The organism is Natronorubrum bangense (assembly GCF_004799645.1).
In the GTDB taxonomy this organism is placed as follows: Archaea; Halobacteriota; Halobacteria; order Halobacteriales; family Natrialbaceae; genus Natronorubrum; species Natronorubrum bangense.
Window position 1 is genome coordinate 477668 of the sequence record NZ_CP031306.1, and the last position, 12281, is coordinate 489948.

15 protein-coding genes are annotated in these 12281 nt (G+C 58.8%); 2 read left to right on the plus strand and 13 right to left on the minus strand.

Annotated elements, in window-relative coordinates:
* Positions 1-91: 91 nt before the first annotated feature.
* The 6 genes from DV706_RS17640 to DV706_RS17665 all read right to left on the minus strand — a co-directional run bounded on the left by DV706_RS17640 (position 92) and on the right by DV706_RS17665 (position 4552).
* A complete protein-coding gene (locus tag DV706_RS17640; RefSeq protein ID WP_006066965.1) occupies positions 92-550 on the minus strand; it encodes a TRAM domain-containing protein in 459 nt (152 codons plus the stop codon).
* A 91-nt stretch (positions 551-641) separates the two neighbouring features.
* On the minus strand, positions 642-1643 hold the full coding sequence (locus DV706_RS17645) for a hypothetical protein (protein WP_049889874.1): 1002 nt from the start codon (positions 1641-1643) through the stop codon (positions 642-644).
* A gap of 15 nt (positions 1644-1658) precedes the next feature.
* Positions 1659-1853, minus strand: a complete 195-nt coding sequence (locus DV706_RS17650; RefSeq protein WP_006066963.1) for a DUF4177 domain-containing protein — start codon at positions 1851-1853, stop codon at positions 1659-1661.
* A gap of 183 nt (positions 1854-2036) precedes the next feature.
* A complete protein-coding gene (locus tag DV706_RS17655; protein ID WP_006066962.1) occupies positions 2037-2993 on the minus strand; it encodes a methyltransferase domain-containing protein in 957 nt (318 codons plus the stop codon).
* Positions 2990-4141, minus strand: a complete 1152-nt coding sequence (locus DV706_RS17660) for a glycosyltransferase family 4 protein (RefSeq protein ID WP_006066961.1) — start codon at positions 4139-4141, stop codon at positions 2990-2992. Before DV706_RS17660 ends, DV706_RS17655 begins: the two co-directional genes overlap by 4 nt.
* 15 nt (positions 4142-4156) lie before the next feature.
* Positions 4157-4552, minus strand: coding sequence for a 6-pyruvoyl trahydropterin synthase family protein (locus tag DV706_RS17665; protein ID WP_006066960.1), 396 nt, complete (start codon positions 4550-4552; stop codon positions 4157-4159).
* Positions 4553-4896: 344 nt separating this feature from the next.
* Here DV706_RS17665 and DV706_RS17670 point away from each other — a divergent pair, with 344 nt between their 5' ends.
* Positions 4897-5340, plus strand: a complete 444-nt coding sequence (locus DV706_RS17670) for a hypothetical protein (protein WP_136350948.1) — start codon at positions 4897-4899, stop codon at positions 5338-5340.
* A gap of 150 nt (positions 5341-5490) precedes the next feature.
* Here the strand turns inward: DV706_RS17670 and DV706_RS17675 are convergent, their stop codons facing one another.
* The 7 genes from DV706_RS17675 to DV706_RS17705 all read right to left on the minus strand — a co-directional run bounded on the left by DV706_RS17675 (position 5491) and on the right by DV706_RS17705 (position 11325).
* Positions 5491-6504 carry a zinc-dependent alcohol dehydrogenase gene (locus DV706_RS17675; protein WP_049889879.1) on the minus strand — a complete coding sequence of 338 codons (1014 nt, stop codon included), beginning with the start codon at positions 6502-6504 and terminating at the stop codon, positions 5491-5493.
* 137 nt (positions 6505-6641) lie between these two features.
* Positions 6642-7490 (minus strand): CDP-alcohol phosphatidyltransferase family protein, encoded by an 849-nt coding sequence (locus DV706_RS17680; RefSeq protein WP_006066957.1) that lies wholly within the window; start codon positions 7488-7490, stop codon positions 6642-6644.
* A complete protein-coding gene (locus DV706_RS17685) occupies positions 7480-7848 on the minus strand; it encodes a DUF7475 family protein (protein ID WP_006066956.1) in 369 nt (122 codons plus the stop codon). Before DV706_RS17685 ends, DV706_RS17680 begins: the two co-directional genes overlap by 11 nt.
* Positions 7849-7923: 75 nt before the next feature.
* A complete protein-coding gene (locus DV706_RS17690) occupies positions 7924-8823 on the minus strand; it encodes a hypothetical protein (RefSeq protein WP_006066955.1) in 900 nt (299 codons plus the stop codon).
* Entirely contained in the window at positions 8820-9065 is a 246-nt protein-coding gene (locus DV706_RS17695) for a YgaP family membrane protein (protein ID WP_049889878.1), read from the minus strand. Before DV706_RS17695 ends, DV706_RS17690 begins: the two co-directional genes overlap by 4 nt.
* A 5-nt stretch (positions 9066-9070) precedes the next feature.
* Positions 9071-9256, minus strand: a complete 186-nt coding sequence (locus DV706_RS17700; protein ID WP_006066953.1) for a hypothetical protein — start codon at positions 9254-9256, stop codon at positions 9071-9073.
* Positions 9257-9456: 200 nt separating this feature from the next.
* Entirely contained in the window at positions 9457-11325 is a 1869-nt protein-coding gene (locus tag DV706_RS17705; RefSeq protein ID WP_006066952.1) for an alpha/beta fold hydrolase, read from the minus strand.
* Positions 11326-11740: 415 nt separating this feature from the next.
* Between DV706_RS17705 and DV706_RS17710 the strand changes: the two genes are divergently transcribed.
* A complete protein-coding gene (locus DV706_RS17710) occupies positions 11741-12115 on the plus strand; it encodes a hypothetical protein (protein ID WP_006066951.1) in 375 nt (124 codons plus the stop codon).
* The last annotated feature ends 166 nt before the right edge of the window (positions 12116-12281 follow it).

Genomic DNA, 12281 nt, shown 5'->3' on the forward strand with positions numbered 1-12281 from the left:
TGACATCCATCTGATCACAATACTGGTACCGTCATTCAGGCCGACTGTAACTCCCACGGAGGAAACCGCGTTGTTCACCGTGGGGAGGCTTTCATTCGTAGTACTCTTCGCGTTCAACAACCTCGCCAAAAGCCACGTTTTCTTTCACGTCAGTGATCTCTATGGTCACGCGTTCCCCTTTCTCGGTCTCAGGAACGATGACGACGTATCCCCGTTCAACGCGGGCGATACCATCGCCTTGCTCTCCGATACTTTCGATATCCACGGTTCGCGTGTCACCTTCCCCAACAGGGGGTCCTGAGAACCCTCGCTCCTGTGTCTCTCGTTTCTGTGTCTGTTCTCTTTGCTGTGTCTGCCGCTCTTTCGTCTGTCTCTGTTCAGTGTCGGCTGGTGCTGTCGTCTCGGTCGCAAGCAGCGCAACGCGATACACTTCGCCATCTTGAACGTCTCCGATTGCGACCTCACGCTCTGGAACTTCGATAACGAACGAATCGTGTTGTTCTGTCACTTCAGCACTGAAGACGCTTCGTAAATCGTCGGGAATCTCCATCAATATACCTCCTTCTCAAAGAGATGTTTCGACACCACCTTGAGTCCACCGGTGATTTTATTGTGAAAACGGGGCGAGACGCTTTGCGAACTTAGTCTCCGCGGAGCACAAGCGGACCCATAGCAGACGTTCGCTTCGCGATCGTCGCCAAGCGGAGAATGTACGAGACGAACAGCAAAAATGGGAGTACACAGATCGTGTAGGCGGCACAGATCACCCATAGCCGGATATCAATTCCGAGGAGAAAGCCGGTGAACGTATGCGCATCGACGAGCATCACCATTCCACCGGCGACGACGAGTGCTGGCACTGCGAGATACAAAATCCCCTGTGAGAGCTTGACGAGCGACCACTGAAAGTAGAGCGTCTTGATATACTCTCGAGCGGGTCCGTACATCGTAAGCGCCGTTAGCGTGCTCATCCCTGCATCGTGCTGCTCGCTCGTGAGGCTCTCCTCGTACTCGTCCAACAGCCAGCGGAGATCGTACATCTTCCGATCGTAGTTGTAGTTCAACGCCGCGTTCATGACGGCAAAGGTTCCGAACTCGGCGCCCTCCAGATCCTCTGTCGCCACCTGTGCGTTCTCGAGGAGGTCGTCGACATACTCCTCAGTCTGTGCTCGGAGATCCTCATCATCGGTGTGCTGAACTGCGTCCTCGAACGCGCGGGCCCGGTCGCTGGTCGCGTCGATGAGTTCCTTGAGGAACAGGGCGGGATTTGCGGGGCTCGGAAAGTCGAGTAAATCGTCGGTGTTCTTGTAGAAGTCCATCGCGAGATCCATCCGTCGGCGCTGGCTGCCGAGTGGTCCGATCTCTTGGGAGAGAACCAGCTGGTTGATCGAGACGACGAGCGTGGTCCCCGTGATGAGCGCCCCGATCAACGCTTGAAACGACATCTTGACCCAATCCGTCGTCAACAGTACCCGCTGTGTTGACGGTAGGGTCGACATACCCCAGAGCATCAACGCGAAGAAAATACCGGCAGCCAGCACGCCGGTGAGCAGCCACCGATTCATATTGAGTAGTACCCAGAGTTTGTAGCGGTTCTCGGCGGCCCGCTCTCGCATTGTATTGTCGGATGATAGATCCCTCATCGTGTGACTCGTGGGTCAGTCCTCGAGCGGTCGCTCGAAGATCAGAAACTTCGTCCCGCCGCCGTCGTACGAGACGGTCTCGACGAGTCGCCATCCATCGGCACCCAGTTCATTGAGTCGCGTTTCGGGATTTGTCGATTCACGCTTCGTCAACTCTGTCGGTGGCTCGATGACTTTGTACTCCCAAGCCGTGGATGATGTACGACCCATTATCTAACAGATCCGTTCGGCCACGGGTCACTCTTTTCCCTGCACCTGATAGTACTACTTCGGTGATAGCTCTGAAGCGCACGTTTGGCTGGTGGTACTCGACTGATCACCAACTCCAAAACTCGACACACAGATCTGTTGAGTTTTTATTTTCAGACATCTGTTCACTGAACCCATGGCACGTCAGTCTGTGGGTTGGACACGACCTAGTACGTCGAGGTGATGGGCCAAAACGGTGAGTTCACCGGCCTCGAGTTCGTTGTATCGTCGCTCGAGCCATCGTCGTCGCGCTTTTGGATCGAGTTGGTCTGCGGGATAGTCTGCGAGCGCGTCATCGATCGTCTCGAGTAGGTGTCGAATCACAGTCCGTTCGCCCCTGGCGACGGCCGCAGTACGATCGTGCGGCCGGAGAACCCAGTCTGAGCCGCCGACGGCGCACACCTCGAACGGGTGTTTGTCGGCATCGAGGGCTCCGACTAGCTCCCTGCCGGCTCGACTTCCACCTGGTTCGTCGCGAATGTCGTCCATGTGGCGATGGTAGTATCGCTCGAGTCGGCCGTCGAAGGAGTCTGGTGGAGTGAATCCGGTTGCACCGTCGAATGTCAGTGGTGCATAGACGAGGCCATCGGGTTTGAGCACCGAGGAAACCCACGAGAGTGCCCGGTCGAGATTGACGAGGTCGAAAACGGCTGCGCCGATCACGACATCGACCGCCGTGCAGTCGTTGCGGGTAGCGAAGGCATCGCCCGTCTCGAGGATTACCTCGAGTTCGGCCCCGTCGCTTGCATCGTCTGCCACCCCGTCCCGCCCTTCCGAACGAGCGACGAGCCCGGTCTGCGTTCGATTGACTGTGTATCCAGCATCGGCAAGCCACGTTGGCAGGCGTTCGCGGGCGTGGTCGATGGAGTCCTCGTCGAGGTCGATGACTTTGTACTGAACATCCGACGGCAAGACAGTCCGTTCCGCGAGCCGAGCGACCATCGACCCAATTCCGCCGCCGATTTCGACAATTCGAATCGGCCCTTCGTGTGTTTCTTCGAGATCAGCGAGACCGTCGACAAACGCTTGAAAGACGCGGTCGTTCAGCGCACGGTCGTCGACTGACCGTTTCGCCTCGAGATATGCCTGAAACGTCGTCATGCATGGTCTCCGTCGATCTGTTCGCTCTCCGGCTTCGCTCTCGTCCTCACCCGTTTTCCAGCGTGGCGGTTTCGTCGTTGCTTCCCGGCTTGCTCGAGCAGAAACGTTCGAACACGGCTCATCGTCTCCTCCCAGGTCGGATGTGCGGCGGCCGTCTCGAGGGCGTTTACCCCCAGCGCTGCGAGTTCGTCTCGGTCGGTTCCGAGACGTTCGATGGCGGTTGCGATGGCATCCGGTTTTGCTGGCTCCACGAGAAACCCGTTCTGTTCGTCGTCGACGAACTCGCGTGCGCCGCCGACGGCGCTCGCGACCGGGACGACGCCGTACTCCATCGCCTCGAGGTAGACCATTCCGAACCCCTCGTACGTCGATGGCACCGCGAGGACGTGACTTCGCTCGAGGAGTGATTCGAGCGCAGCGTCGGTGACCTCGCCGGCGAACGCGACACGATCGTCCATTTCACAGTTATCCGCGAACGCAACGGCCGAGTCGGCATATGCCGGATTGGCCGTAAGACTCCCGGCCACGGTGAGCTCCCATGCGCAGTCGACCTGTTCGAGTGCCTCGAGCAGCGTCAGCACGCCCTTTCGCGGGATCACGTTTCCAAGGAACGTGATTCGAAGGGGGCCAGCCGTTCGCGCACGCGCTGTGACTGTCTCGGCGTCGACGGCGGCCCCTTCGACTCGTCCGCCAGGCGGTGCGACGAGCGTCGGGAGGTCGGCGAGTGAGTCCGTCCGGACGCGCGTGTCTTTGCTCGTACAGACCGCGGCGTCGACACCCTCGAGATAGCGGCGTTCGATGGCCGTCTCAACGAACTGCCACGGCCGCAACTGACTGCCAGGGTGGCCCGACCGAAGCAGGTGGACGAGCGAGACGATCGTCTCGGGTTGCTCGAGTCGGTCGTTGTGCCGCCACAGTGACGGGTGACAGAGTTCGTCTTGGAGGAGGACGTCGAACGGCCGATCGAGGCGCTTGCGGATGGATCGGGAGACGCCGTCAAGCAGGTGTCGCCGATACGATCGCCAGGGGAGCGCGATCACCTCGACGTCGTCGCCGCGGCGCTCGAGGTGGGAGACGAGGCGTCTATCGTACCGAAAGCCGCCAGAGGTCTCCTCGAGGCTGCCGTAAACGACGAGTCCAACGTGCATGATTCCGTTCTGATGTCACTCGGTCCCGGAGAGATCGCGCTCGTGGCCCACCCGAGCGACGTCGTCTTCGTCCATCGCGATCCGGATGCTGGTCGCCGTCTCCGTCGAGAGTCGATCGTCCTCGAGCAGGTGATCGGCGACGACACGTGTGAAGTGCTCGAGGCTTGGATTCAACCCCTCGAAAGCGGGACAGTCGTTGAGCGTTTGGTCACGATACGCCTTGACGGCGGTGTCGACGGCAGCCGATAGGTCGTCGATGTCGACGACGTACCCGTACTCATCGAGTTCGGGTGCACTGACCGTCACCTCGAGCGTGTAATGGTGGGAGTGGAGGTCGCCTTCGGGACCGGGATCGGGCACCGTGAGAAAGTGCTGTGCGACGAATGATCGCGAAACAGAAACGTCATACATGAACGCACGTACCAGCGTTCGGATTATAAACGATGGGGCTCACAGAGGTGGTCTGATACGGTCTGCTGAAGTCATTTCCGGTGCGACCACGAGCCATCCTGCGGTCGCGCCGGCAAATCGGTACAGCAGACCGTATGAAGGCTTTGTCGAAATCCCATTTTTCGGGACTCTACAGCTATAGTAGCCACTGCAAGTCAATGCGCACCTGATCGCACGACAGCTGTGCGGTCGGTGTGCAAACAGTTTCAGTTGTTAATATGGTCCACTCGATTCGGCAACCGTGTGTGCAAACTGAACAGCGGGGAAAATTTATCAGTATATATTGTCAAGTAATGATAATCACAATGAATCGACGTCGATTTTTTCTCTCTTCAGGTGTGATTGGGATCACTGGTGTTGCGGGATGTCTTGACGAAGATGTGTGCGATAAAACATCGAATCACCTCTACGTAGAAAACTATCTATCCGAATCACAAACGGTCAGGGTTCGTGTTTATCGGTTGAAAGAGCGTATGTTTGCCGACACCGAATGGGAGCAAACATTCTCCGAAACGATTGAACTGCCCGGAGAGAGACGCTCGACGATAGAGCAGATATACGATACACATGGGACATATCGCACTGAAGCTGAACACGAAGAACGATTGGAGCAGAATCGCTCAGAAGTGGATGACTGCGAAGATCGGGTAGTCACGATTGGTATCGGGGACGGCGCACATTCTATTATGAACGGGCGCCCAGACGAGCTTCTTCCCGAGGCTGAATCTGATTCTGACGACTCTCGGTAACCAGTCTTCTACAGAAAAAGCAGGCCGAGTGCCTCGGGGCTTGATCCCGAGGCGGTTCACCTGTACTGACCGCAGAAGGCTCTGAACCTGGCACCATCTGAAAGTGGGCTTGTCCGTGAACTCGGTCTTGAACAGAGCCGGTCTCGACCATCAGTCGTAGGTCAGGAGCACTTGCACCGCCTCCGACGGCCGCTCATCGAGCAGGCGGTAGGCCTCGCTCGCCTGTTCAACCGGTATCCGGTGTGTGAGCAGTGCCTCGAGGTCGAGTTGCTCGAGTCGGCGCCAGGCAATCTCGTGGCGGCGCTCGCGTGTAAAGCGCCCGCGGTGGCGGGGTGCAATTGTGCTCACCTGACTCGCGCGGACGTCGATCCGGTCGCGGTGGAAGCGACCACCGAGATCGAGTGAGACGGGTTTGCGACCGTACCAGGAGCCGACGATCACCCGGCCGGCGTAGCTTGTCATCGAGATTGCGTTGTCTAGCGCGTCCGGACAGCCCGTGAGCTCGTAGGTCAGGTCCGCTCGATCGTCCATGATCGTCTCGAGCGCTGCTGTGGGTTCATCGTCTGTCGGCGCGATCGAACGATCGGCACCGAGCTGTTCTGCGAGTCGGCGACGGTTCTGATGTTGATCGACGGTGACGAGTGTCTCCAAGGGCGTCCGAGCGAGCAGTCCCGTCGTCAGCAGGCCGACGACGCCCTGACCGAGGACCACTGCGCGCTCGCCGAGCAGCGGTTCGCCGTCGAGCAAGAACGTGACGGCTGTTTCCATGTTCGCGAGCAACGCAGCGTTCGACGTCGAGATATTGTCGGGAACTGGGACGAGATCTGCAGCTGTGGCGAGAAAGTGGCTCTCGTGTGGGTTGTACGCGAACACTCGACGATCGAGCCACTCCGAGTCGATGTCCGCTCCGACGCTTCTTACGTGACCGACGGCAGCGTAGCCGTAGGCAATCGGATAGGAGAGGTCGCCGTCGAGGGCGTCGATTGATTCGTCGGCTGTTAGCTCTGTCGGCGCTTCGTCGCGGTAGAGTAGGCCTTCGGTTCCGCTACTGATCGCTGAGACAGCTGTCTCGACCAGTACCTCGTTGGGCCCGGGTTCGGGGATGGGGCTGCGCTCGACGGTGACGGATCGTGGGCCGGTGAACATGACCGTCCGTGCAGTCATCGATTCCCGCCTCTCGTCGGCCGGCTCCTCGTCCACCGCTGTCGGTCATAACAGATCACGTGTTCAATCAATTGAACTGTAGATACTTGGGTATTGTGCGGCTTTCGACGGGCTGTCGGCGGGTTTCGTGCTCGCGTTCACCGGGGCACTCGAGTCGTGACCACGAGCCAGTCCCACAGGAAATTACACAGAAACGGCACCGCGACGACAGCTGTGAGGAGGACTGACTGTCCCGCGGTCGTAAACGGCACCAGTGCGAGCCAGATCGAGACGAGGACGAACGCAGATAGCGGCCCACGAACTCTACTCGGCGGTAGCTCTCGTACTGGACGGCCACACCGCCGTCGCCGCCAGAGACTCCCGGCGTAAAGGTATCTGGCAGCTCCGACAGCCAGAAAGGCGACCGAGGCGGCCCCCATCGAGACCACGACGACCGAGCCGATGAGCGTCGTGAGACCGTCGAGTTCGACATCGAGACGAGCTCCCAGGTCGGTTACCGTCCCCATCTTCCGGGCGACTGCTCCGTCGACGGCGTCGAGCAGTCCAGCTGCCGCAAAAAGGAGTGCGGGCATCCACGCGATGAGGCCGGCGTCGGCTCCTGGCACCGAAACGGTCCCTGCGGTGGATCCCGATTCGGCTGTTCCAACCGCGAGAACGCCGACGAACATCGCAAGCGCCGCCCCTCGAGTGAGCGTGATCCACGAGGCGAACGTGAGTGGATCGGCTCCCGTGCGCTGTGTCGTCCGCTGGAGAGCGACACCGGTTACGAGTAGCACGACGGCAAGCGCGACAACAACCCAGCCGGCAAACTCGACTGTTCGGGCAGGTTGCCACGCAACTGCGATGCTCCCGGCACCGAGGGCACTCAACAGGATGAGTCCTCTCGCAGCCTCGAGCCATCGACTGACCGCAGTCACGACCGGTGGCAGATCCGGCTGTGCTCGAGGCTCGAGGTCGCCGTCGGCGGAACGATGGTCAGGACTCACGGCTGTAGAGCACCAGAAGGACGACGATCAACGACAGCTGTACGACTTTATCAATCGCCTCGAGCGGCCCAACGTCCCCACTGCCTGTCGGTTGGGCGATCACGTACCAGGCGACGATTTGTGCGCCGACGAACGGGACGCCGATCAGATAGAGCAGTTGGCGACGAATCCCGAGAAAAAAGAGCACGAGTGCGCCGGCAAACCCAGCGCCGGCGAGGACGAACGTGACCGCGAGTGGGTCGGGGAGAAACGCGATCCCGAGACCGAGATGAATTACTCCGGTCACAACGACGAGGCTCACTGCGAGCCACTCGAGGCCCGTCAGGTTCGCACTCGAGACACGGGAACTGATTGCCATCGGACAGTGGTTCGGGGGCGTGGGAAAAATCGTTTCGGGTGACGGATCTCCCTCGAGGCAGAGAGATCCGAAACCTCACTTGCGCGTCTTGGTGATCGACCGCTGGATGTGACTTCGTAGTACATCCGTTGCGAGCGAACCGGTGATATGCCCTTTCTCCAGAACGCCCAGATCACTCCCTTCGTAAGCTGGCCGTTGTGTTTCGAACTCGATCAAGCGGTCGTAGCGAGCGAGCAGCGGGTCACAGTCGTCCGCACCGTTGCGGACAAAGGCGTCCTCGAAATCGAGGATGTTGCGAAGTGTCTCCGGATTCGTTCGTGCCGACTCAGCCGCCAGTTTCCGATAGACCGACGAGACGAACAGTTCTCCGAGTCGCGCCCCGGCAAATATCGGGACGTACCGATCGACACCCGCACAGTGGGCGCGGTGGAGATTGACGGCCCAGCCGCCAAGACTGATACCGGCTGCAAGGACCGCAGGGCAGCCCATCTCTCGCGATCGTTCGGCCAGCCCCTCCATGAGCGCAGCCGACGTGGCGAGCATGCCAACGAAGTTCTCGAGGTCGCCCATCGCTCGTATGTACTCCTTGTTCGAGCGGTCGTGAAACGGCGCTCGGAGCACCATCAGGTTGACAGCTCGGTCGACGTTCGTCCCGAAGAGGCGCTGAAACGAGTTCGAACTGAACCGTCCGAAGTTGAACGGCTGCTCGCCGCTTCCGTGGTGATACAGCAGGGTCGGTGCATCCCGCCCTCGCCACTGGGTGACGAGATACGCTGCATGGAACTCTCCGACTGGAGTCGATGCAGAGACTTCCTGGACGTGTCCAGGTCGAATGTCTTCGATATCGATCGCAGTACCACTGACGACGTCACCGATCGGAGCGCTAGAGAGCGACCGCGAAAAGAACCTGGAATTCCGCAGGAGCAACCCACTCATCGAAATCGTCGCAACGTCGATCAGTTCGTGTCTGTTCATCGGCTTTTGGGACCACGTTCGTCGTCGGTGCTCTGACCCAGCGCACGGTTTCCCGGATATCTTTCGTCTCTGGCCGTGCCGAGCAGTACGAACGCGACGAGTGGCAAGACTGCTGTGACGATTCCCTGTGTCGGCTTCTCGAGTCGATCTCCGACGGCCCTCGTCACCATCATTGCGCCGACGAACACGAGCCCGGCGGCGATTCGAACCGTTCGATCCGCACCGCCGACGTTCTTCTCCACGCTGATCACTCCGTCTGTTCCTCACCGCGGGAGAGCAGCCACCAGAGCGTTACGAACATCACGACGAATACAGCGGCCCCCTGGAGGTACGTGGTACGTCGTGATTTCGGGTGATCAGTTGACTCGTCCCGATCCGCTGTTTGGTCAGACGGTTCGTCCGTCGAGCGCTCGGATTTGGGCAGGAATTTCACGTTCGACGTGTGGTTCGTCGCGGGGAAAAGTAAGTCTGTGAGTTATTTCTCTGACACCGTGAGCAAATCGCTTTCTCGAGCCGACGCCGTAGCTCGGTGGACACGCGTGAGAGTAGTACGTTCGGCGTGATCAGTAGCCGCGGGAGGACCAGACCGCGCCACTTCTGGATCTCTCTTGTCTTTCGACCGGTAAGATGGTATCATCCAGATGTCGGTTGGTCAACTGTTTCCAGAAACGAGATCAGTCGTTCGGTAACTGCCGTCGGATGATCGTGGTTTGCAATGTGTCCTGCATCTGTCACCATTGTGTACGCGCTATTGGGGAGGCGTTCGTCCCACGCTTTCGCTTTCTTTCGGAGCAGGAAATATTCGTGTTCACCGACCAGGACTAATTGCGGGAGCTCGGGTAGTTCGGGGATTCCTTCTTTCAGATCTTCGAGGAGCCTGCGCTCGAGAGAGATCATATTTCCTTTCCCAGTACGTGCACTCGCCCGTCTCGCGTACTCTTGGGCGTCGGGAGTGCGAGCGACAAACCGGCCAAACACGTCGTACAGCACTTGTTCAGGCATGAGTTTCAGTGCCCTCTCGTGTACCCCCATCAGTTTGATTGTGCGCTCAGAAAACCCCTCGTGCAGTGGGAAGCCCCCAACATGAGCGAGGGCTCGGACACGGTCGGGGTGGTGGTACGCAATGTACTGGTTCAACAAACTTCCCATCGACTGGCCGATCAGAACGGCGTGGTCGATCCCTTCGTCGTCCAGTACGTCGAGCAGTTTCCGAGCGGCGACATCAAATCGCACCGGATCACTCGATCTGGCAGCGTCGCCACAGCCGGGAAGATCCCACGAGAGGACCCGATACGACTCCGACAGCGTAGCGGTCTGCTCCCGCCACGTCTCACGGTTGAGTGCGAACCCGTGAGTGAACACGACCGTGGTTGCGTTTTTGGGCCCGCTAATCTCGTAATGGATGCCCCCGGATTCACGCTCGGCTGTGGAATCAGCGCTTGCTTTCGAGCGCAGCTGTCGAAAACCGACTGCGAGCGCTCCGGCCCCAACTGCAGGAGCGACGAGGCCGCCCCACTTCATCGACAGCTCTCGTTTTCCTTCGGGATACGGCGGTGTGTCGGGGTCGTAGTACGGGGCCAACTGATCGATCGCGTTCGTTTCTCCATCTGCCTGATCAATGAGAGAACGCAACCCGTCGAACAGATATCTCATTTCCTCTCGGCCATCCCGAGCGTGTCCTTCGACCGAAATCTTCGCGTACTCGTTTCGCATGAGCCATCCGATGGCCCAGACGCAAATCGGCTCCGGGACGTACTCGAAGGCCCTGACGACTGGCGGACTGGGAGAGTACCCTGCGTTACGTAACCCACGCAGCGCTTCTTTCGTCGCACGGACCGACAACACCAGCAGATCTCTGGTTTCGCCCAGCCGTTTCATACTGGTCTCAGCGGCATACAGCGCAGGAACGAGGCCGGACATGAGCAACGCAACGTGGTACTTCAACCACTCCTCTATGTCCGTCCGGATCTCGACGTCGTACCCTCGCATGTCCTCGAGCACTGCTGCCACTTCTCGAGTACGGGGACGAATCGTCCCATCGACCTCTCCGATCGGGATGGTGTATCGGTTGGCCTCGTTGATCGGGAGCACACGCATGACGTGTCCGTCTCGTTTCCCACCAGGATACGGAAACCCCAGCATTACGCGCTCGTTGCCGAGGGCCTGAACCATTTCGTCGGACCCGCCGACGTTGTTCCCCATAAAGAGGAACGTCGGAATGTGCTCGTTTTCCGCCAACGTATCAAGGATCTGTATCGCTTGATGCTCCCCCATGACGACCAGGACGAGATCGTAGTACTCGTCGGACTCGAGAGAATCCACCACGTCGACATGAGCGACTTCTTCCTCGTCAGCGTCGTCTTCTTGAATAACGATTCCGTGTTCTCTCAGGTCCTCGAGTCGTTGTCCTCGAGCGAGCAGCGAGACGTCGTGTCCTGCTTCGTGGAGTCGGGCTGCTTTCAGACTCCCTAGCGGCCCTGCACCGAATACCAGAATCTTCATTCTGATCGACCCCAACCGTCGCAGTTCCGTCGATTGACCCAGTTTATGTGGGGTTTTTGTTTGCGAACCCGACGAGCCCGGAGTTCGGTCGTGGAGCCCATGGTACACGTAGCGTATCACGAATCAAATAGGAGTGGGTCGGCTCTTCAGGCACGGGAGGCAAGTACCAGATGAGGAGTTGGTCTCTCGATCAGATGTTCTGGCGGGGCAGTTCGGCCAGTGCTTGCCGCTGGTTGAGACGCCTCAGATGCACTACTCGATCCGTAATCGGTCGAATCAGGCGTTAGATGGACAAACATCTCCGAGGGAACGCTGGGATGAACGATGTCTCTCACCCGATGTTTTACAGTTCCAGACGTGATCCGGTTAGATAGCCGTGAAAATGGGTATAACAGTCCAAAAGTTGTGAATTCTGATGTGGAAATACCTCACATACGCCACAGCAATTGCACTCACGATCCACGGACTCATTCACTTTCTCGGGATTGGAGTCTACTTCGAACTGCTCGAGATGGCTGACCTCCCGTACAAAACCACCCTGCTCGGCGGTGCCGTTGACGTAGGTGATGTCGGGATACGGGTCTTTGCCGTGTTGACCGCCGTGGCCGGCGTTGGGTTCGTCGCTTCGGCTGTCGCGCTGGTAATTGGCTGGCGCTACTGGCGAGAAATGCTGCTCGCAGTTACCGTGTTTTCACTGATCCTCACCACACTCGATTGGACTGTCGCTTCCGCGGGCGCTCTGGCGAATCTGGCGATTCTGGCTGGCCTTTTCGTGATGCAACGGTTGTGAACAGCTGTTTCGAACGAGAGTGAGCGAGACCTCAGACACGTCATCTCGGTCCAATAATCTGCTGACCCGGTTCCGGAGGCGGTGAGCAATCGACGGTGAGTCGTTGTCACTTGCTGTGGTCTACTTGAGTTCATATTACTCTGATTCATGAGTTCCCCTGTAGGGA